This window comes from Kitasatospora sp. NPDC041917, assembly GCF_055589745.1.
The window spans coordinates 24,997-45,461 of sequence record NZ_JBVJBI010000031.1 but is presented as its reverse complement, the minus strand read 5'-3'; the positions used below and the strand labels follow the sequence as shown (position 1 = coordinate 45,461).

Annotated in this window: 19 protein-coding genes; 10 read left to right on the top strand and 9 right to left on the bottom strand. The window is 73.1% G+C overall.

Annotated features, from left to right (window positions below; translation table 11 throughout):
* Nucleotides 1-394: 394 nt before the first annotated feature.
* Nucleotides 395-1,255, bottom strand: a complete 861-nt coding sequence (locus ACZ6EM_RS29625; protein WP_465773657.1) for a MerR family transcriptional regulator — start codon at nucleotides 1,253-1,255, stop codon at nucleotides 395-397.
* Between the two features lie 498 nt (nucleotides 1,256-1,753).
* Here ACZ6EM_RS29625 and ACZ6EM_RS29620 point away from each other — a divergent pair, with 498 nt between their 5' ends.
* Nucleotides 1,754-3,721, top strand: a complete 1,968-nt coding sequence (locus ACZ6EM_RS29620; RefSeq protein ID WP_465773656.1) for a serine/threonine protein kinase — start codon at nucleotides 1,754-1,756, stop codon at nucleotides 3,719-3,721.
* Nucleotides 3,722-3,752: 31 nt separating this feature from the next.
* Here the strand turns inward: ACZ6EM_RS29620 and ACZ6EM_RS29615 are convergent, their stop codons facing one another.
* Entirely contained in the window at nucleotides 3,753-6,782 is a 3,030-nt protein-coding gene (locus tag ACZ6EM_RS29615) for an AfsR/SARP family transcriptional regulator (protein ID WP_465773655.1), read from the bottom strand.
* 215 nt (nucleotides 6,783-6,997) lie between these two features.
* Between ACZ6EM_RS29615 and ACZ6EM_RS29610 the strand changes: the two genes are divergently transcribed.
* Nucleotides 6,998-7,495, top strand: a complete 498-nt coding sequence (locus ACZ6EM_RS29610) for a hypothetical protein (protein ID WP_465773654.1) — start codon at nucleotides 6,998-7,000, stop codon at nucleotides 7,493-7,495.
* Between the two features lie 204 nt (nucleotides 7,496-7,699).
* Nucleotides 7,700-8,005 (top strand): hypothetical protein, encoded by a 306-nt coding sequence (locus ACZ6EM_RS29605; protein WP_401050661.1) that lies wholly within the window; start codon nucleotides 7,700-7,702, stop codon nucleotides 8,003-8,005.
* A gap of 86 nt (nucleotides 8,006-8,091) precedes the next feature.
* Here the strand turns inward: ACZ6EM_RS29605 and ACZ6EM_RS29600 are convergent, their stop codons facing one another.
* The 4 genes from ACZ6EM_RS29600 to ACZ6EM_RS29585 all read right to left on the bottom strand — a co-directional run bounded on the left by ACZ6EM_RS29600 (nucleotide 8,092) and on the right by ACZ6EM_RS29585 (nucleotide 11,576).
* Entirely contained in the window at nucleotides 8,092-9,771 is a 1,680-nt protein-coding gene (locus ACZ6EM_RS29600) for an eCIS core domain-containing protein (RefSeq protein ID WP_465773653.1), read from the bottom strand.
* A 159-nt stretch (nucleotides 9,772-9,930) separates the two neighbouring features.
* On the bottom strand, nucleotides 9,931-10,440 hold the full coding sequence (locus ACZ6EM_RS29595) for a PH domain-containing protein (RefSeq protein ID WP_465773652.1): 510 nt from the start codon (nucleotides 10,438-10,440) through the stop codon (nucleotides 9,931-9,933).
* Complete coding sequence (locus tag ACZ6EM_RS29590; RefSeq protein WP_465773651.1) at nucleotides 10,425-11,090, bottom strand: SMI1/KNR4 family protein; 666 nt, start codon at nucleotides 11,088-11,090, stop codon at nucleotides 10,425-10,427. Before ACZ6EM_RS29590 ends, ACZ6EM_RS29595 begins: the two co-directional genes overlap by 16 nt.
* A 75-nt stretch (nucleotides 11,091-11,165) precedes the next feature.
* Nucleotides 11,166-11,576: a winged helix-turn-helix transcriptional regulator gene (locus ACZ6EM_RS29585; protein WP_452178540.1), complete on the bottom strand. Its 411-nt coding sequence runs from the start codon at nucleotides 11,574-11,576 to the stop codon at nucleotides 11,166-11,168.
* Nucleotides 11,577-11,669: 93 nt separating this feature from the next.
* Here ACZ6EM_RS29585 and ACZ6EM_RS29580 point away from each other — a divergent pair, with 93 nt between their 5' ends.
* Complete coding sequence (locus tag ACZ6EM_RS29580) at nucleotides 11,670-12,419, top strand: SDR family NAD(P)-dependent oxidoreductase (protein WP_465773650.1); 750 nt, start codon at nucleotides 11,670-11,672, stop codon at nucleotides 12,417-12,419.
* Nucleotides 12,420-13,072: 653 nt separating this feature from the next.
* Here ACZ6EM_RS29580 and ACZ6EM_RS29575 read toward each other — a convergent pair.
* The 3 genes from ACZ6EM_RS29575 to ACZ6EM_RS29565 form a co-directional block, all read right to left on the bottom strand.
* Complete coding sequence (locus ACZ6EM_RS29575; protein WP_465773649.1) at nucleotides 13,073-13,624, bottom strand: hypothetical protein; 552 nt, start codon at nucleotides 13,622-13,624, stop codon at nucleotides 13,073-13,075.
* 14 nt (nucleotides 13,625-13,638) lie between these two features.
* A complete protein-coding gene (locus tag ACZ6EM_RS29570; protein ID WP_452178894.1) occupies nucleotides 13,639-14,049 on the bottom strand; it encodes an ATP-binding protein in 411 nt (136 codons plus the stop codon).
* A 164-nt stretch (nucleotides 14,050-14,213) separates the two neighbouring features.
* Nucleotides 14,214-14,702, bottom strand: a complete 489-nt coding sequence (locus ACZ6EM_RS29565) for an NUDIX domain-containing protein (RefSeq protein ID WP_452178893.1) — start codon at nucleotides 14,700-14,702, stop codon at nucleotides 14,214-14,216.
* A gap of 335 nt (nucleotides 14,703-15,037) precedes the next feature.
* Here ACZ6EM_RS29565 and ACZ6EM_RS29560 point away from each other — a divergent pair, with 335 nt between their 5' ends.
* From ACZ6EM_RS29560 to pepN, 6 genes are all read left to right on the top strand, one after another.
* Nucleotides 15,038-15,868: a helix-turn-helix domain-containing protein gene (locus ACZ6EM_RS29560; RefSeq protein WP_465773648.1), complete on the top strand. Its 831-nt coding sequence runs from the start codon at nucleotides 15,038-15,040 to the stop codon at nucleotides 15,866-15,868.
* The gene (locus tag ACZ6EM_RS29555) at nucleotides 15,865-16,077 is read left to right on the top strand and encodes a DUF397 domain-containing protein (RefSeq protein WP_465773647.1); all 213 of its coding nucleotides are present in this window, start codon (nucleotides 15,865-15,867) and stop codon (nucleotides 16,075-16,077) included. Before ACZ6EM_RS29560 ends, ACZ6EM_RS29555 begins: the two co-directional genes overlap by 4 nt.
* A gap of 150 nt (nucleotides 16,078-16,227) precedes the next feature.
* Nucleotides 16,228-16,434 carry a DUF397 domain-containing protein gene (locus ACZ6EM_RS29550; RefSeq protein WP_465773646.1) on the top strand — a complete coding sequence of 69 codons (207 nt, stop codon included), beginning with the start codon at nucleotides 16,228-16,230 and terminating at the stop codon, nucleotides 16,432-16,434.
* Nucleotides 16,435-16,444: 10 nt separating this feature from the next.
* Nucleotides 16,445-16,657: a DUF397 domain-containing protein gene (locus tag ACZ6EM_RS29545; RefSeq protein ID WP_465773645.1), complete on the top strand. Its 213-nt coding sequence runs from the start codon at nucleotides 16,445-16,447 to the stop codon at nucleotides 16,655-16,657.
* A 238-nt stretch (nucleotides 16,658-16,895) separates the two neighbouring features.
* On the top strand, nucleotides 16,896-17,435 hold the full coding sequence (locus tag ACZ6EM_RS29540; RefSeq protein WP_401045439.1) for an RICIN domain-containing protein: 540 nt from the start codon (nucleotides 16,896-16,898) through the stop codon (nucleotides 17,433-17,435).
* Between the two features lie 486 nt (nucleotides 17,436-17,921).
* Complete coding sequence (pepN, locus tag ACZ6EM_RS29535; RefSeq protein WP_465773644.1) at nucleotides 17,922-20,432, top strand: aminopeptidase N; 2,511 nt, start codon at nucleotides 17,922-17,924, stop codon at nucleotides 20,430-20,432.
* The last annotated feature ends 33 nt before the right edge of the window (nucleotides 20,433-20,465 follow it).

The window sequence follows — 20,465 nt, the reverse complement described above, 5'->3', positions numbered from 1 at the left end:
CCGGGTAGACGGCAGGGGAAGACGCCGCCCACCTCGGACGGCGCCATCGCCCGGTCACAACGGGCGACCGTCCACGGTTGCCCCGGCCCCGCGGGGCCGCCACCGGGCCGAAGGTCGAGGGGATTCGCGACCAAGGTCCCGAAGCGGACAGGCCCTTCGCCCGTGCCGGAACGGCGCCCGCCCAGTCCTGCCGGGGGCGGCCGCCGCCGCGGGCCGCGAAAGCGCTCCGGGCGTGACCCTTCTCACCCGCGGCCCCCAACAGCCCTGGAACTGTGACCCGTTCCACATTCGGGCGGTGCCCGTCCGTACGGGGGTGACCCCGCTGCGTCATCCCCGACGGGCCGTGGCGGGCCCCGCGTCGGCTCGCCGTCAACCCCCGGCCGGGGGTCGCGGGCTACCGGCCCGCGGCCAGCGGTACGGCGACGTCCACGACGTGCTCCTGCGGTCCGGCGGTCGCCCGGTTCGGGTAGTGCACCTCCCGGTTCGGCCCGCCCCGCCCGTACCCGCGGGCGGCGGCCCAGGCGCCCACCGCGTCGTGGGCGGCGGCCATCGCGGCGAAGCCCCGCCGGGTCAGGGCGGTGTACGCCTCGCGGTGCGCGGGTTCGATGCGCACCGCGAACGGGCCGTGCGGCCCGACGTCGTTCGGGGTGGGGGCGCAGACCTCGACCAGGGCGTCGCAGTCCTCGCCCACCAGGCCGTGGTACACCGCGAACAGCGGTCCGGACAGGCACGCGCCGACCTCCCGCAGCCGGCCGAGCAGCAACTCGCCGGCCTCGGCGAGGAAGCCGGGCAGCGCGGTGGCGTCCACGTGCCGGCGCACGAACAGCACCCGCTGCTCGGGCACGTCGCGCTCGGCGATCTCGAACACGGTGGTGCTCCTTCCGCTCAGAACCTCCCGGGCGTAGCCCACCGCCTCCCGGCGGGCCGCGTGCTCGGCCTCCCGCTCCCGCCAGTACGCCAGCAGCTCCCGCTCGCCCGCGTTGCCGTCGGCGTCCGCGTCGGCGTCCAGCACGGCCGCGTCCAGCACGGCCGCGTCCAGCACGGCCGCGATCCGCGCCAGCGGCAGCCCGGCGGCGCGCAGCAGCGCGATCCGCCGGGCCCGCTCGACCTGCGCCGGGCCGTAGCGGCGCACCCCGGTGCGCGCGTCGACCAGGGCGGGCGGCAGCAGCCCCCGCTCGTCGTAGAGCCGCAGGGCCTTGAGGCTGAGCCTGGTCCGGGCGGCGAGTTCGCCGATGGTGATCACGTTCTGCTGCACGCCCGCCACTGTGCCGCCTTCCCCTGGGGGAGGGGCAAACCCCGGAACGCTATGCGGTGGTACGTCGGCATTCGCACCGGAACCGCCCGCAGAAGCCCGCGGAACCCGCAGAAGCCCGCGGAAGTCCGTGGAAGCCCGCCGGTCCGCCGCCTGTTCGCGGCGCCGGGCGGGGCGGTTCACCGGGCCGTGGAGCGAGGGTCGTCCGTGCACGGTCGGCTGCCCGCGACCTGGGCGGAGACGCCTCCCGGTCGCACCGTCCGTGGGCGAACGACGAATCCGGCGCCCCGCACGCCGCCGGAGGAGACCGGGCCCGCCGCCGGCCCGCCGGGGGGCGGGGGCCGGTGATGGCCCGAGCCGAGAGCGGTTCATATGATGGGAATTCAGTAGTTGACTTGCCGGTGTCATGATCCTCGGAGTGCGCCCGGACCAGGGCACGCCCGGGGAACCGGGCCGGTCCCCGGATCCGCTCCGGTCCTCGGGCTCGATTCAGGGAGATGCATGCGCGGCACCGTGCTCGCCGACCGCTACCGACTGGTGGACTGGCTGGGCGGCGGGTCGATGGGCGATGTGTGGCTCGCCGAGGACGAGGTCCTCGGCCGCCGGGTGGCGGTCAAGGTGGTGAAGCCCGCCCTGCTGGACGAGCCCGGCTTCGCCGAGCGCTTCCACGCCGAGGCCCGGGTCATGGCCCGGCTGCGGCACCCGGGCATCGTCGGCGTGTACGACTACGGGCACGACCGCGGGGCCGGCCACGACCACGACCGCGGGCCCGACGCCGGGCTCGGCGACGACCACGGGCCCGACCACGGGCCTGACGCCGGGGCCGGCGCCGCGAACGGTCGGCGCCCGGTCGGCTACCTGGTCATGGAGCTGATCGAAGGGCAACCGCTGAGCGCCGTCCTGGAGCGCCGCGGAGCCCTGCCGGTGGCGGAGGCCCTGGAGCTGGCCCTGCAGGTGCTGGAGGCGCTGGAGGCCGCGCACGAGTCCGGGGTGGTCCACCGGGACATCAAACCGGCCAACCTGATGGTCCGTGGCGACCGGACGGTGATCGCGGACTTCGGCATCGCCCGGCCCGACTGCGACGCCCGGACGACCGTCCCGGGGATGGTGCTGGGTACCGCCGCCTACCAGGCGCCGGAACAGGCCTCCACCGGGACGGTCACCGCCTCGGCCGACCTCTATGCGCTCGGCGTGGTCCTCTACGAGTGTCTCGCCGGCCGGCTCCCGTACGAGGGGGAGACCGCCCTCGAAGTGATCCTCAAGCACCTGACGGAGCCCGTGCCGCCGCTTCCCGGGGAGGTGCCCGCGCCGGTGTGGGCGCTGGTCGAGCGGGCGATGGCCAAGGAACCCGGTGAGCGCTGGCCCGACGCGGCGACGATGGCCACCGCCGCACGCCGCGCCCTCACCGCGGTGGAGGCGGCGCCGTCGCCGGGCCCGTCCCCGTCCTGGACAGGGAGTGGGACCCGGCCCCGGCCGGTCGCGGCACGTGCCCCGCAGGCCGGACACGCCCCGCGGACCGGACACGCCCCGCAGGCCGGACGCGCCCCGCAGGCCGGACGCGCCCCGCGGGTCGGGCGCCGCCTGCGGGCGCTGGCCGGGGTGACGGCCCTGACCCTGCTCTGCATGGCCGGGGCTGCCGGGGCGGCGGTCGTCCGGTCCGACCGGAACGGCGCGCCGCAGGACACCGCCGCCGTCGCCGGGCCCACGGACGGCCCCGCCCGGTCGGACGCCGCCGCGTTCGTGGAGGCCGGCAGCCCGCTCGCCGGACAGCCGTCCGCCTCGGCGGCGCTCCCGCCCCCGCCGGCCGTGCCGGGCACGGGCGAGAGTCCCGCTCCCGCCCCGGCCGCCCCCGCGCCGACCACCCGGAGCCCCTTCGCCACGCCCCCCGCCCCGGCCGCCGCCGTGCCCACCCGCAGCTCCGCCCCGCTCCCGGTCCCCGCCCCCACCACCGGGGAGAACCCCGCCGCGCCCGCGCCGACCCCCACCGCCCCGGCCCGGCCGGCCCCCGACGAAACGGCCACGCCCACGGCGTCCGCGACGCCGACGCAGCCCACCCAGCAGCCGGTGGCACCGCTGCCCGAGCTGGCGCGGATCAGCAGCAACGGCGGCACGCTGGACAACTCCTACTCCAAGGACCGGGACGGCAACCAGGTCGACACCTTCGATGCCAACGGCACGCTGGCGCAGGTGTGGCGGCTGGACAAGGTCGACGAGGGTAGGTACTACCTGCGCAACGCCTCCAGCAACTTCACCAAGGGGCTGGACCAGGACAGGGACAGCGGTCGGGTGCAGATCTGGACGAGCCCGCCGTCCAACTGGAACCAGGTCTGGGCCATCACGCCGGTTCCGGGCGGCCACCGGATCGTCAACGCCGACACCAACCTGTGCCTGACGTCCGACGGCGTGGGCCACTGGGTCCGAGTGGCGCCCTGCTCGGGCGCGGACAACCAGGTGTGGACGTTGAGGTGAGCCGCCGGCCGCCGGCCGGGCCTTGGGAGGGTCACTCCGGCAGCCAGGACGGCCACTGCCGGCGGGGCCGCACGGCGGGTCCGCCCGGGCCGATCAGGGCGCGCAGCCGGTTGGCCTCGGGGGAGCCGAGGGAGGCCAGGATGTCGTAGGCCTCCGACCGGTGGGCCCGGGCCGCGTCGCCGTCGCCGTCCCCGCCGCGCTCGGCGAGTACGTCGCCGAGCGCCGCCAGGGCCAGCCCCCGTCCCCGGCGGTCGCCGTCGAGCGTCAGCACCTCGACCGCCCGGTCGGCCGCCGCCACGGCTTCCTCGCCGCGGCCGACGGCGCGCAGCGACTCGGTGAGCCGCAGCAGCGTACGGCCCGTGCGGCGCCGGTCGTCCGGCCGCAGCAGGGACAGGGCGTTGCGGTGGTGGTGCAGGGCCTGTTCGAACTCGCCGCGGTCGTGGGCGATCGTCCCCATCGAGTCGAGGGCGAGCGCCTGGAGGTCGTGGTCGGCGAGCCGGTGGCAGATCAGCAGGGACTGGTCGACGACGCGGACGGCCGCGTCGAACCGGCCGAGTTCGGTGAACGCGCGGGCCAGGTTGAGCAGTTCGGCCGCCACCGAGCGCCGGTCGCCGAGCTTCTCCCAGGCCGAGACCGCCGCCGTGAAGCCGGCGACCGCGTCGCCCGGCCGGCCGACCTGGACGAACAGGGCGGCCAGTGAGGCGTGGGCCAGGGCGAGGAGCGGCCCCGGCAGGTCGTGGGCGGTGCACAGGTCGCGGGCCCTGAGCAGTTCGGCGAGGGCCGCGGGTTCGGAGCCGACCTCGGTGAGCAGTCGTCCGAGCACCAGCCGGGCCCTGACCTCGGCCGTGCGGTCGCCCTGCCGGAGGGCGGCCCGGAGCAGGACCTTGGCCGCGTGTCCGAGCGGCCGGGTGGCCTGGCCGGTGTCGCACAACAGGCTGCAGCCGAGCAGCAGTTCGGCGACCAGGTCGAGCCGGGGCGGCTCGGGGAGCCCGGCGTACTGGCCGACGAGTGCGCCGATGCCGTGGTAGTCGACGCGGCCGTGGGGCGGTGCCGCCGCACGCAAGGCGGCTCCGGCACCGGCACCGCCATCGGCTCCGGCACCGCCGTCGGCAACGGCACCGGGCAGGGCGGCGCGGGCGGCGGACGGGCCGAGGGCCGCGACGGTCTCGGCGTGGTGGTGGGCCGCCAGCCGGGTGAGCACGGCGGCCGGGAAGTCCTCCGCCGCCTCCGCCTGCGAGCCGGCCCCCGCCTGCGGGCCGGCCTGCGGGGCCGGGGCGAGCTGCTGGGCGAAGGCGCGCAGCAGGTCGTGGTACCGGTAGCGGTCCGGGGGCGCGGTCTCCAGCATCGAGCAGTCGACCAGCGACTCGGCCAGTTCCTCGGCCTCCTCCTCGGGCAGGCCGAGCACCGCCGCGACCGCGCCCGGCGACAGGTCCGGCACCTCCGGCACCGCCAACAGCCGGAAGGCCCGGGCCTGTTCGGGCGTCAGCTGGTCGTAGCCGAAGCGGAACGCCGGTTCGACGGCGAGGTCCCCGGCGCGCAGCACGTCCAGCCGGCGCCCGTCGCCGGACAGCTTGTCGAGCAGCCGGGCCATGGTCCAGTCCGGCCGGCAGGCGAGGCGGGCGGCGAGGATGCGCACGGCCAGCGGGAGGTGCCCGCAGAGCCGGACGAGTTCCGCGGCCGTCGGCTCCTCGGCCCGCAGCCGCTGCCCGCCGATCACCCGGCCGAGCAGGCCGAGGGCCTCCTGCCGGGCGAAGGCGGACAGTTCGACGACGTGCGCGTTGGGCAGCGAACCGAGCCTGGCCCGGCTGGTGACGAGCACGGCGCAGCCGGGTCGGCCGGGCAGCAGCGGCCTGATCTGTTCGGCGTCCCGGGCGTTGTCGAGGACCACCAGCACGCGCCGGCCGGAGAGCAGCGAGCGGAACTGGGCGGAGCGCTCGGCGAGCCCGGGGGCCAGTGCGTCCGCCGGTACGCCGAGGGAGCGCAGGAACGTGCCCACGGCCTCCTCGGGGCGGGTCGGGCGGCCGTCGGCGCCGTGCAGGTCGAGGTAGAGCTGGCCGTCGGGGAAGTCGGCGGCCAGCTCGTGCGCGACGTGGACGGCCAGCGCCGTCTTGCCCACGCCGCCCAGGCCGGAGACGGTGGCCACGGGCACGGTGCCGGGGGCGAGCAGGACGGCCCGCAGGGCCTCGGTCTGCGCCTCGCGGCCGGTGAAGTCGGCGAGGTCGGCCGGGACCTGGGTCGGCCGGACCGCCGCCCGGTACGGCGGGCGCTCCTGGTGGGCCGGGCGGGCCGCGGCGGCGGGCCGGGGCCGCGCGGGCGCCACGAGGCCGGCGTCGGCCACCAGGATCCGGCGCTGCAGCTCGCGCAGTCCGGGCCCGGCGCTGACGCCGAGCTGCTCGCGCAGCCGCCGGTCCGCCGCGCGGTACACGCCCAGGGCCTCGGCCTGCCGGCCGGTTCCGTAGAGGACGAGCATCAGCAGCTCGGAGAACCGTTCCCTGAGCGGGTGTTCGGCCACGACGGCGCTCAGTTCGGCGACGATCTCGCCGGACGGTCCGGCCTCGACCTCGGCCTCCAGGCACGACTCCAGGACGGTCACCCGGCGTTCGGCCCACTCGCCGCGCTGGCGTTCGGCGTAGGGGCCGGGGAGCGCGGTCATCGGCTCGCCCTGCCACAGGGCCAGTGCCGAGCGGAGCACGCCGGCGGCGTGGGCGTGCTCGCCGTCGGCGCGCAGCTCCTTCGCCTCGTCGAGGAGCTCCTCGACGCGGTGGGTGTCCAGTGCGCCCGGGTCCAGGGCGAGCAGGTAGCCCCCACTGAGCGTGGTCGGCGCGTCGGGCCCCAGGACGCGGCGCAGGCGGTGGACGTAGGTGCGGATCACGGCGGAGGGCTTGGCGGGCGGCTCCTCGCCCCACAGGTCGTCGACGAGCTGACCGGTCGACACCGGGCGGCCGGCCCGCAGCAGCAGCGCGAGCAGCAGGCTGCGCTGCTGCGGCGACCCGAGCACGAGCTCGCCGCCGTCCCGCCACCCCCGCAGCGGCCCCAGCACCGCGAACCGCAAACCACCCACCAGCCGTCCCCCTCCGCCCGAACAACGATCCCCCCGGCGCATGATACCGACCGCATCACCCCTGGTCAGAGGCGCCGTGCCCGGTCCGGGCGGTCGACGACGCGCTGCTTGTCCATCACCTGTCAACACATTGTCGACCGCCTGTTGACGGGCCCGGCCGAGGCTTCGAGCAGCAGGACCGCACCGACGCGGTCCGAGAACGAGAGGAGTACCCCATGGCACAGCGGAAGTCCCTGGTCCGTACGGCGCTGGCCGCGGCGGGCGTCGCCGCCGCGCTGTTCGCGACGGCCGCCCCGGCCGGCGCGGCCACCGCGGACCAGCAGCCGGCGCAGGCGCTGAGCGCGGCGCGCAGCACGCAGGTCGCGGTCGTCAACTGGACGGGCTGCGAACTGCGCCTGCAGAACGCCTGGCTGGACCACGGCATCTGGTCGAGCGGCCTGGCCCCGGACGCCATCGTGCGCGACGGGAACACCGGGCGCTGGCAGTCCGAGAGCGACGGCTTCCTCACCGGGACCGAGGGCCACGTCATCTACGACGCCGAGAACTGCGGGAACCCCGGGCTCAACGGCAAGCGCGTGCAGCTCCACTGGAACAACCCGTACGCCGGCAGCAACGGCTACGACTCCGCCGGCTCCGACCCGATGTTCCGGTTCGCGCAGAGCGGGGGCGGTGGCAACAACGCCGCCGTGTACTGGACGATCACGGGCCCCTGAGCGGTAGCCGGTTGACCGTCGGGCGCCCGGCCGGGACCTTCCCCCCTCGGCCGGGCGCCCCGGGCGCACGGCGGTCCCGGCAGGTGCCGCCCGGGAGAGCGGAACGGCCGGTTTCGGCCAGTCGCGCCGACAGTGGATACAACTGATCGCATCCTCGGCATGCTGACCGCACAGCTTGTTCGAGATGCGACGAAGGAGAAGGTCATGCGTCGAATTGCGGCTCTGGGAACCGGTGCGGCGCTGCTGGTGGCCGCCGGTGTGATGGCGGCGCCGGGGGCGTCGGCGACCTCGTACTGCAGCACCACCCAGGGCACGAACTGGGGATCGGTGAGCTGCCAGACCACCGCCACCAAGAACCACTGGCAGCTGGTGCTGGTCTGCAACAACGACAACGTCAAGGGCAACCAGACGACGGTCCTCGGCTCCTGGCACATGGGCAACGGGAGCGACACCCTCTACTGTCCGACCGGCTACAGCGCGGCCTACACCAAGGTCAACAACGACAACTGACCCACCGCACAAGGGCGTCGGCCGTCGTCGCCTCGGCGGCGACGGCCGACACCTCGGCGCCTGCGCGGTCCCGGGGGCCGGTCCGCTCACGTCATCGTGTAGCTGAAGTTCGACTTGAAGGAGTTCATGGAGCCGACCGCGATGGTCTCGCAGGCCGTGTAGAACTGCTTCTCGTCGTTGGGGTCGAAGCCGTTCGCGGACACGAGCTGGGCCAGTGACCTGAACTCCTGGAGGATGCGGGCGTTGAGCTCCGCGTCGGGCTCCTTGCCGGCGCGGTGGTACTGCGAGTCCGCCGATCCGCCGCCGGCCTTGGCGAACAGGGTGAACGTGTTCATCGCTTCGTGGAGCGTGGCCGTCTCACCGGTGACCACCTTGTTGAACGCCGCGACGGCCGCGGTCGGGTTGGCGGCGGCCCGGCGGAACTCGGCGCCCTGGATGATGGCCACGATCTTGGCGCAGTACTTCTGCGCGTCCTTGGGCAGATCGTCGAACGGCCTGCTGCCGCTCTCCGACAGCGCCTTGATGAACCGGTTCGCCAACTGCTGCTCCGTGAGGCCCGACTTGCTCCTGGCCAGGTCGAACAGCTGGGAGTAGTCGCCCTCCTGCACGCTGCCGAGAACGAAGTTCCCGCCGGCGCCGATGGTGTAGGAGGCGCCGTCCTCCACGTCGCTGTACGTGAACGGGTTCACCATCGCCTGCCGGTTGCGGAACGCCTCCAGGTCGAGGCTGACCCCGCGCAGGGACAGCCGCCGGCGCACTTCCTTGTGGCGCTTCATCTGCTCCTCGTCGGAGATCGTCAAGGTGTGCTGGAGCGCCCCGGTGGCGACGGCGACGGGCGTCACGGGCGCCAGGTTCTGCCCGCTCGCCGCCCGCACCCGGGCGTGGGCCGCGTCGATGAGCTTCTCGTACGAGGTGAAGTGTTCGGATTCCTCCGCGTCGGCCATCCTCCCGATCTCGGCCAGGATGGCCTTCCTGTCCGCCTCCGGCAGGTTCTTGTGACGCCCGGCATTCCACTGGACCTTGTCGGTCTCCCCCGAACTGCCGATCGTTCCCCTGGCGACGGTGACGACCCGCTGCACCGCCGGGGCCGCCCCGCCCGGGGCACGGTCCACGCGGCCGGGCGCGTCCGGGACGGCGACGGCCCGCTGCACCGGCGCCGCCATCACCCGGCGCGCGGTCGCCTCCGCCTCGCGCTCGAAGCGGTCGGACGGGTCGCTGACGCGCAGGCCGTTCCCGTGGTCCGTCCCGGCCACCGGGCCGTTGCGCTGCTGGATCACATGGGTCAACTCATGGGCCAGGGTGTGCTTGTCCGCCCCTGCGGCACCGAGGACGACATGGCTGCCCGAGGTGTAGGCGCGGGCACCCACCTCCTGCGCCGAACGCTGCGCGGCCGTGCCGGTGTGCACCCGCACGTCGGAGAAGTCCGCCTGCAGCCGCTGCTCCATCTCCTCCCGCAGCCCGGCGTCGAGCGGCCGGCCCGGCGACCCGAGGACCCGGTGCACGGCGGAGCGCTGCACGGGCGCCCCGCCGCCGTCCGGCTCCTGGTGGCCGCAGCCCGGGCCGTGCCGGTGGCGGGCCTCCTCGAACATCCGGGCCACGGCGGCGTTGCCGACGGTGCGCTGAAGGGCGGCCACCTCCAGCGGGGACGGAAGACCCGCCCCCGGCCGCACCGGCACGGCCGCGGTGCGGGCCGTCCGCGCGGAGTCGGCGCCCCGGCGGCCGGAGCGGGCGCCGTCCGGCGTTCTGGCGGCTTCCCGTGCGTGCATGAGGGACCCTTTCGGGGCGGAGGACGGCTCAGCCTCCTGTATACGTGCCACGGTCGGCCCCCGGCCAGGTACACGGGGGCAGAGTCGCTGCCCCCGCGGGGCAGACCCGGCCGGGCCGCCCGGGCCGGCCAGCCGGGGCAGCACGCCCGTCGAGCCGCATCACCCGGCCGCGGCAGCGGATCGGGCCGCGGTCCACGCGGCCCGCAGCTGGGACAGGCGCGACCGGAGCTCCGGGTCGTCCGCGCTCGACGCGACCAGGCCCGGCAGGACGACCGCCCGCCCCTGGTGCAGGCGCACCTCCAGGAGACAGTGCTCGATGCCGCGGTTGACCTCCGGCGAGAACCCGAACGACCGCACCTGCGGCCAGGTGACCACACGTGTCCTCAGCAGGGTCCGCGTGGTCAGGCCCGCGGAATCCACCGTGGTACTGCCGCAGAACGGGCCCACGAAGGAGGCGGCGATGACATAGGCGACGATCAGGCAGACCGTGAAGGCCGCGATCATCGCGGGATCCCGGCCCTTGGCCCCCGCGGCGAGGACGAAGGCAAGGGCGCAGGCCAGAGCGGTCGGGAAGAGGACCAAGGTCCGCCGGCCCGTCCGCCGGTACCGGACCGGCGCCTTGAAGCGGAGCTGCCCGTCGCGCCGATCGCCCATCACGTCCTGACCCACGGCATCTCCGTCGACCCGGGCGCGTCGAGGAATCCCTCGATACCCCACTCGGCGCCCCAGTTCCTGCCCGCCCAGTCGCTCTTGGGAGACCAGAGGGGTCGGGCCGGCTGAGGCCCCCACACCTCGGGGTCCGCGCGCACCAGCAGCTCGTCCTCCGCCGCGTAGCCGCCGGTCAGCACAGTTGCCACGAACTCCGCGAAACCGCCGTCGAAGTGGTCGAGCCGGTCCTCGTAGAACACCGTCACCGGCCACTGCTCGGGGTCCGGACCGGTCGTCAGCCAGCAGCACTGGTTGTGGTTGCTGTTCCAGCCCCAGGACAGCAGGCCGCCCGGATCCGGGAACACCGGGGTGGGGCCCGGCTGGTCCCACCACTGCTCCTCGCCCTCGATCTGGTCGCGGAGATCGACGTCGTTCGTGATACGCCAGTCCGCCAGGCCGCCCGGCGCCTTGTAGAAGGACGGCTTCTCGCTCGGCGTGTACACGCCCCACTCGCCGTTCAGACTCACCCCGCCGTACAGGTCGATGAACGCGCGGTAGTCCGAGGGCAGCTGGACCCCGAGTTCGCCGGGCGCCAGCTCCCACGGAACCCGCGCCGGGGTGTACACCGGCTCTCCCATGACCGCCCGCAGTCGGTCCCACGCCTCGGTCATCGCCCATCCCTTGTCGGCCGTCGTCGTATCCGATGCCGCACTCTAGGCGACGGCTCCGACAGGCGGCCGTCCCACTCAGGACGCGTGCGGTGGCTCCTGCCGGCGGTCGTAGCGCTCCTGGGCGGCGAGGAGCTCGTCCCCGTGCCGGCCGAACCACTGGATGAGTTCGGTCAGCGGTCCGGCCAGGCCGACACCGAGTTCCGTCAGGTCGTAGGTGACCTGGGGCGGGGTGGTGGGCGCGACATGGCGGTCGACGAGCCCGGCCCGGGCCAGTGCCTTGAGGTTCTGCGACAGCATCTTCTGGCTGATGCCACCGACTCGTTGGTGCAGCTGCGCGAAGCGGTGCGGGCCGGCGACGAGGGCCGAGACGATCAGTGTCGCCCAGCGGCTTGTCGTCTGATCCATGATCGGCCTGAGCACGCACCTGTTGTCGAAGGTGTCGTGGGCCAGGAGCCGGGCGGCCGTCGCGACGTGCTGAGTTTCCATCACGTCATGAGGTGACAAAAAAGTACGTACTTCCTCGCAGTAACCAGCTTTCCTACGGTGACTTCCGCAGGCACCAACGTTCGAGGAGTCACTGTGATCAGCAGCAACGCACGTACGGCGATCGTCACGGGCGCGTCGAAGGGCCTCGGTGCGGGGATCGCCAAGGCGCTGGCCGGGAGCGGCGCGGCCGTCGTGGTGAACTACCGGGAGGACGCGGAGGGTGCCGGACGGGTCGTCGCGGGCATCACCGCCGGGGGCGGCCGGGCGATCGCGGTCCGGGCGGACGTGGCCCGCGGCGACGACGTGCGCCATCTGTTCGATCGCGCGCGCGAGGAGTACGGACCGGTCGACGTGCTCGTGAACAACGCGGCCGTCGCCGCCTTCGCGCCGCTGTCGGGCATCACCGAGGAGGAGTTCCAGCGCGAGATGACCACGAACCTGCTCGGTACGATCCTCACAACGCAGGCCCTGGCCGCGCAGGACGACATCGGCGCCGCGTCCATCATCAACGTCTCGACGGCCGGCACGCTCACCCACCCGCCGTACGCCTCGCTCTATGTCGCGTCCAAGAGCGCCGTCAACGCGTTCACCATCGTGGCGGCCAAGGAGCTGGGCCCGCGCGGCATCCGGGTCAACGCGATCATGCCCGGACCGTCGGACACCGAGGGCACCAGGGCCATGGGATTCCCCGGCTCGGCCCAGGAGGCACAGGCGATCGCCGGTACCCCGCTGGGCCGTACGGGCACCCCGGACGACTACGGCCCGCTGGTGGCCTTCCTGGCTTCCGACGACGCGCGCTGGATCACCGGGGATGTCATCCTCGCTTCCGGTGGCATGCGCTGACGCCCCGTCCGTTCGGCTGCGGGGCTCCGTCGCATGCCCGCAGCCGGCGAGTCCCGCGGCCTGATCGGTGAACGTCCGCAGGAGGTGCGTGCGGCCAACTCGGCGTGGCTCGCGCAACTGACGGGTGGGCCTGTCGCCCTCGCGGTACCCGGTCCAGGACGGGCGTGACGCGTCGCCCGTCGTGACGGATCCGTTCTCGAAGGGCGAGTGCCGGGGGCCGCGTCGGCCTCGGCGGCACCGTGATGGTGAACCACCGTTTCAAGCACCACCGCGCGGCAGCCACGGGACACGACGAACTCGCCGTCCGCCACGAAGCGACGGTGCTGGTCGAAGCCGTCAACGAGTGGCGGTGACCAGCACTTTCGAAACGCGCCCTGGTGGCCGAGAGGTCGCCTGGGCGGGCTGCGCTCGTTCCTGTCTCCGTCGGAACGCGTCCTTGCCGAACGTCAACCGCGTTGATCGGCACCGGCCTTCGGCGCAATGGATGGACCTCTCTCATGCCCTCACAGAACGCCCTCTGGGATGGCGTACAGGAAGTCGGCGGGGTCGACTTCTCGTGCATGGGGCGGCTGGGTTTTTGGGCGGGGCGATCGGCGTGTGCTGCTGCGCAGGAAGTCGGTGGGGCCGACTTCCTGCGCAGCAAGGGGTGTTGGTCAGGTGCGGGTGGCTTGGGTGCGGCAGTGGGTGAGGGCGTAGGTGAGGCGGGTGTCGGGGTTGGGGGTGGTGGTGAGGAGTTCGCCGGCGGTGACGAGGGTGGTCCAGTACAGGGTGGGGTTGCCGGTGCGGGGGAGGGGTCGGGCGGCGGCGAGGGAGAGGTAGGCCGCGGTGAGGTTGCCGGTGGTGAACCAGCGGGTGAGGCCGTGGTGGTGGCCGGGTCGGATGCCCCCCATGGCGTCGATGGCGGTGAGGAAGAGCTCGACGACGGCGAGTTCGGTGTCGGTGAGGGAGGCGGGGACGTCGAAGACGCCGAGGGCTTCGAGGAGTTCGCCGGTGTCGGTCTCGGAGCCCGGGCGGGGGTCCGTGAGCAGGGCGTCGTGGCAGTCGGCCAGGCGGCGGACGGTCTCGGCGAGGGGGATGGTGAGGGCGAGGCAGACGGCCCGGGCGGAGGGGACGGGCTTGTGGGTGCGGCGGGCGAGGAGGGCGTAGGTGTCGGCGGGGGTGCGGCCGCGGGAGAGGGCGTGGCCAGCGAGCGTGGTGAGGTGCATGGGGGTTCGGGCTTTCAGGCGGTGACGAGGGAGGGGCTGGGGGCGGGGGCGACGAGCGCCCAGACGTACTTGCCGGTGCCGCCGGGGCGGTTGGCGCTGCCCCAGCGTTCGGCGAGCTGGTCGACGAGGAGCAGGCCTCGGCCGTGCTCGTCGTCGGGAGCGGGGAGGCGGAGGGAGGGGTGGGTGGTGTCGGCGTCGTGGACTTCGAGCCGGAGACGGGAGCCGGTGACGGTGAAGCGGACCTCGATGTGCTGGTCGTCGGGGGCGTCGGAGTGCTGGACGGCGTTGGCGAACAACTCGCCGAGGAGCAACTCGGCGGTGTCGGCGTAGCGCTCGCCGGCGGGGAGGCCGGAGAGGTACGCGCGGAGCAGGTAGCGCGCCAGGGGCGTGGACTCGGTACGGGAGTCGAGACGCGCGACGAACATGCGGGGACGGCGGTGGGTTTTGAGCATGGGGGAGTGCCTCAAGGGAGGGGTGTGTGCGAATGGAGTGCGCCGTGCGGTGCGCTACGACGCCGACTCAGGGGTTCTGCTGAAGTGAGGGTCCGGACCGCAGCGATGGCGGTCCGGCCTCTGGGGTGTCGGTGTGATCAGCCGACCGGGACCGGGACGCCCCGGACAAGGAGGGGGAGGCCGTCGCCGTGCTCCCAGGCGTCCCAGGCGTCCTCGACACGGCGGCACTGGTCGTCGGCCATGAGGTCGCGGAGCCGGTGACGGGGGACCCAGTGGAGGGCGCGGAGTTCGTCCGGGGGCTGGTGGTGGGTGGCGGTGTTGGCCTGCTGGGGGGTGAGCTTCCCGCCCGCGTAGACGAGGTTGAGGCCCTCGGGGAACTCGGCGGCCGGCATGTAGTCGATGGTGAGGACGGTGCGCAGGGGCAGGACGAGGCCGGTCTCGGTTTCGAGGTGCCGGCGGGCCGCGAGGTGGGGGAGTTCGTCCTGCTCGGCGCTGCCGCCGGGGAGGATCAGCCCGTCCATGTAGACGGGATCGACGAGGAGGGCGGACAGTTCGCCCGATCCGCCGGGGTCCTCGCGCAGGGCGAAGATCTGCTGCCCCGACCGGCGGGCCGGGGGCTTGCTCATGATGCGGGTCCTGCTCAACTCTGCTCCAGGTAAGAGGAATTGATGGAGGGTGGCAGTGGCCACCCGTCGACGGGCGGGCGGTGGGCCTTCCCGGACGCGACCTCCATGACGATGCCCTCGCGCGGATCGCCGTCCTCCGGACTGGTGAAGTCCAGTGCGAGTTGAAGGCGATTACCGGGATTCCGCGCGTGGCGCATGGGGTCTCCGCTGGTTGCTCTGTGCTCCCGGTGAATAACTGGGTGTAGCCATAGTGGCCCCTTGCCCGCTACGATCGGAAGGCTTTCCCACTTGACAGTTCCCCCGTGTGGTATTCGTGCAGCAGTGGAGGTCTGACGATGCGTGAGTCTCGGCTGGATCCATCGGCCTCGCCCCTCAAGGCGTTCGGAGCCCAACTGCGCAAGCTGCGCAAGGCGGCAGGCTTGACGCAGACCCAGCTTGGCCAGCGTACGAACTTGAGTGATAGTCAGATTTCGAACCTCGAAAGAGGGACGCGCAATCCCACGCTTGACTGGGTTCGTAAGGCTGACAAGGTCATCGATGCCGGTGGAACATTGGAACTGACGTACTGGAGCCTGAGCAGGTCGTCGTTGCTGGAAGGGTTTCCCGAGTACGCGGCGCAAGAGGCGAAAGCTCAGGGCATCTCCCACTTCGAGTTGGGCATCGTGCCAGGCCTGGCTCAGACCATGGAGTACGCCAACGCCTTTGCCTCTGCGGCCGTGCGGCGCGGCAGCATCACCGAGGAGCAGGCGGCGGATCGCCTCGACTTCCTGGCCACACGGCAGAAGCTGCTCGACCAGCGGTCGGCTCCGCGCCTGCACTTCGTCCTGGATGAAGGTGCGCTCCTGCGAAGGGTGGGAGGGCCCAGGGTCATGGCGCGGCAGCTGGCGCACCTTGAAGACCTCGCAAGCCGTCCGAACGTCACCATCCAGGTGGCGCCGTTCTCACTCGCAGAAGAGCTGCCGTTCACCATGGTTGTTACGCTGCTTACCCTGGCGGATCGATCACTCCTGGCATACTCGGAGTGCCAGCTGCGCGGCTTCCTCGCGCGAGACGCTGATACGGCCCAGGCCTGGGAACGGGACTACCATCAGCTCCAGGTGGAAGCGCTGTCGAAGGCTGCGTCACTGGAGATGATCCGCAAGCAAGGCGTGAGAGGAACGTCATGATTTCCCCTGTAGACCTGTCCGACGCCGCATGGTTCAAGAGCAGTTACAGCAACAACGGCGGTACCTGCGTCGAGGTGGCTCCCGACTTCCCCGGCCTGACTCCTGTCCGTGACTCCAAGGACCCCCAGGGCCCGGCTCTCGTCTTCCCGGCCGAGGCGTGGAAGTCGTTCGTTGCCGCTGTCCGCAGCGGCGAGTTCCGCGACGTCTGAGCCCGGGAGAGGTGTCTCCTGCTTGGGGTGCACGGTTGGTTGCCGTCCGAGTCGAAGTTGTGAAGAGGTAGTCGGACGCCTGGCTGGGGGTTTCCCCCAGCCAGGCGTTTTTGCGTGGGCGGGGGAGGGCACGGAAGGGCTGTGAGCGCTATGGAACTCGACCTCGTCGACGCCAGGTGGCGGAAGAGCACGTACAGCAACAACGGTGGTAACTGCGTCGAGGTAGCAGCGGACTTCCCGGGTCTTGCGCCCGTTCGTGACTCGAAGGACCCCCACGGCCCGGCTCTCGTCTTCCCGGCCGAGGCCTGGGTGTCATTCGTTACCGCCATTCGCAGCGGCGACTTCGGCGAAGCCTGAGAGGGGCGTCATGATCGACGGCGTAGATCTGTTCGGGGCTCGGTGGTTCAAGTCTTCCTACAGCAACAATGGCGGGTCTTGCGTCGAGGTGGCTCCTGACTTTCCCGGCCTGGCTCCTGTCCGTGACTCCAAGGATCCTCAGGGGCCGGCTCTCGTCTTCCCCGCCGAGGCCTGGGTGTCGTTCGTTGCCGCTGTCCGCAGCGGCGAGTTCGGCGACATCTGAGCCTGAGCCCGGGAGAGGAGCCCCCTGCCCGGGGTGCGGGGTTGGTCGCCGTCCGAGTCAAGGCCGTGAAAAGGCAGTCGGGCGCTCGGCTGGGGGTTTCCCCCAGCCGAGCGTCCTCTCTGCAACCCGGTGGCGCGGGACGACGCGGAACCCGGACAGGTCGTCGGTGCGCTCGACGATCCTCTCCAAGTCCCAGCCTTCTTCCCGCCGCTGGTCCGTTGGCGTACCGTCGGAGCACATGAGGCTCATCACCCCCAAGACCCTCGCCACCCTTGCGGGGGCGACCGTCGCCTTCACCGGTATCGCGGTCCTCAACAGCGCCCCGGCGTCCGCCGGACTGGCCCACTTCACCGGGCAGCTCCAGGTCCAGGGCGACCAGACCTACCTGGACGAGGGTGCGGGCACCGACGTCCTCGCCCGCGCCGCCGCTTCGACCGGCCAGACCTGGGTGTTCGACAAGGTCGACTACGCCTTCGAGTCCGTCGGCGTCTTCACCGTCAAGGGCAGCACCTCCGGGAAGTGCGTCACCGCCAAGGGCATCGGGCAGGCCGTCGTCCAGGAGCCGTGCCGCAGCGGCGACCTGACCCAGCGCTGGATCATCGACGTCAGCCAGGACACCACCCTGATCAGGAGCCACGGCGACTTGGGCCTCGTCCTCCACACCACCGGAGTCGGCCAGCCCGTCGCCGGCTCCCCGGCCCCCAACACCGGCGGCGGCCCGAGCGGCGCGGGCCTGCCCGGCAGCCCCGACCAGAACTGGATCGTCTACCAGGACTGACGCTCACCGGCCGACCTCGGGAGTGGGAAGTCGGCCGGTCCGACTTCCCACTCCGCGCGGCCCGGCGGCGCACGCACCGTACGTCGGTCCCGACACGAGTGGGGCCTTCCGGATCGGCGCGGAGCAATTCGACATCCGCGCCGGCCGGCGACCGGAAGGGCCTCGTGCCACGCTTCGACGCACTTCCGACCAGGGCCGTGCACCTGCCCCCGGCACACCTCGGCAACCTTCCGCATTCGAATCCCGGAGCGCTTCCACGGGCGTCGAAAGCCGGCTGATCCGCCCCTGCCCAGCCGGTCGAGGGCTCTGCGCGAGAAGTCGGCGGGGCCGACTTCTCGCGCGCGTCGCGTCCCCACTCTCGGGGACTCAGTGTTCCGCGGCCCGGTCGCACAGGCCCGGACCGGACCCGCCCGCCCCGCCCCCGCCGCCCCGCACGGAGCCGAAAACCGGTGCCGTCCGCCCGCCGGATGGAGCAGCATGACCCCTGTGTCTGATACCTCCATCCTCACCCGCATCGAGGCCGCCGAGCGCCACCGCCTGCTCGACGTCCGCACCGTCCACCTCGACCTCGACCTGACCCGCGGCCGGGAGGTGTTCGGCTCCACCACGGTCATCCGCTTCGGCTGCACCACCCCGGGCGCCGCCACCTCCGTGGACGTCAAACCGGCCGCACTCCACCGGGTGGTGCTGAACGGCCGCGAACTGGACGTCACCACCCTGCGGGACGGGCGCTTCCCGCTGACCGACCTGGCCGCCGACAACGAACTCACCGTCGAAGCCGACATGGCCTACTCGCACACCGGCGAGGGCATGCACCGCTTCACCGACCCCGCCGACGGCGAGGACTACGTCTACACCCAGTCCTTCCTCGACGACGGCCCCCGGGTGTTCGCCTCCTTCGACCAGCCCGACCTCAAGGCGCGGTACACGGTGTCCGTCACCGCGCCGAAGCAGTGGACCGTGGTCGGCAACAGCCTGGGCCGCCAGACCTCGCCCGGCCGCTGGGAGTTCGACACCACCCCGGCGATCAGCAGCTACCTCCTCGCCGTCGTGGCCGGACCGCTGCACTCGGTGCGCGCCGAGCACGACGGGATCCCGCTCGGCCTGCACTGCCGCCGCTCGCTCGCCGCCCACCTGGACGCCGACGCCGCCGAACTGCTGGAGATCACCCGGCAGGGCTTCGACCACTACCACCGGGTCTTCCGGCACCGCTACCCCTTCGACAGCTACGACCAGTGCTTCGTCCCGGAGTTCAACGCCGGAGCGATGGAGAACCCGGGCTGCGTCACGCTGCGCGACGAGTACGTCTTCCGCTCCGCCGTGACCGACACCAGGCGCGAGGAACGCGCCATGGTGGTGATCCACGAGATGGCGCACATGTGGTTCGGCGACCTGGTCACCATGAAGTGGTGGGACGACCTGTGGCTGAACGAGTCCTTCGCCGAGTACATGGCCTACAGCGTCACCGCCGCCTCCACCCGCTTCACCGGCGCCTGGACCGGCTTCGCCGCCGACCGCAAGCCCTGGGGCTACGACGCCGACCAGCGCCCCTCCACCCACCCGGTGGCACCCGGCACGGTCGAGGACACCGCCCAGGCACTGCAGAACTTCGACGGCATCTCCTACGCCAAGGGCGCCGCCGTCCTGCGCCAGCTCGTCGCCTGGCTCGGCGAGGAGACCTTCCTGACCGGGGTCAACGACTACTTCGACGCGCACGCCTTCGGCAACGCCACCCTCGACGACCTGCTCCGGGCCCTGGCCGCCGCCAGCGGCCGCGACGTCCACGCCTGGGCCGACCGCTGGCTGCGCACCAGCGGCGTGGACACCCTGCGGGTGACCGACGGCCGCATCGAGCACACCTCGGCGGACGGCGCGCTGCGCCCGCACCAGCTGACCGCGGGCCACTACCGGCGCACCGCCGACGGCGCCCTGGAACTCGCCGACCGCGTGCCGCTCGACCTGCCCGGCGACCTGCCGGGCGACGGCGCCGTGCCGCTGGACCCGCCGGCCGACGGCACCGAGCTGACCCTGCTCAACGACACCGACCTCAGCTACGTCAAGATCCGCCTCGACCCCGCCTCCTGGCGGACCGCGCGCTCCTCCCTCGGCGCCGTGCCCGAGGAACTCGCCCGGGCAGTGCTCTGGGGCGCCGCCCGCGACCAGGTGCGCGACGGGGAACTCGCGCCCGGCGAGTACCTGCGGCTGGTCGCCGACCACCTGCCCGGCGAGACCTCGGTGCACCTGGTGGACGCGGTGCTCTCCTTCGCCCGCGACTTCGTGGCGGACTGCGCCCTGCCGCCCGCCGAACGGCCGGCCGCCCTGGCCGAACTGGCCCGGGTCTGCCGCACCCTGCTGCGGCGCACCGAGAACGAGCCGGACCGCACCGGCCTGCGCCTGGTCGCCGTACGCGGCGTGATCGCCACCGCCGCCGACGAGGCCGACGCCGCCGAACTGCGCGACTGGCTGGCCGCCGGCACGGTGCCCGGCGGGCCGGAGCTCGACCCGGACCTGCGCTGGCAGCTGCTGGCGCGGCTGTGCGTGCTCGGCGCGGCGGGCGAACCGGAGATCGCCGCCGAACTCGCCGCCGACCCCAGCGACACCAGCGAGCAGGGCGCCGCCCGCTGCCGCGCCGCCCTGCCCGACCCGGCGGCCAAGGAGGCCGCCTGGCAGGCACTGTTCCACGGCGAGCTCTCCAACTACCTGGCCGCCGCCACCGCCAAGGGACTGTGGCAGCCCGAGCAGGCCGAACTGCTCGACGAACTGACCACGCGCTACTTCGAGGAGCTGGCCCCGGCCGCCGCCCGCCGCGGCCCCGCCCTGGCCCGGGTGCTCACCACGGCGGCCTTCCCCGCCTTCGCCGCCACCGAACGGACCGTCCGGGCGGCCGAGGCCTGCCTCACCGACCCGGACCTCACCGTGGCGACCCGGCGCGGCCTGGTCGACCAACTGGACACCCTGCGCCGCGCCGCCCGGGCCCGCGCACTGACCGGGCAGTAGCACCCGGCGGCAGCCGAACCGCAGGCCCGGACC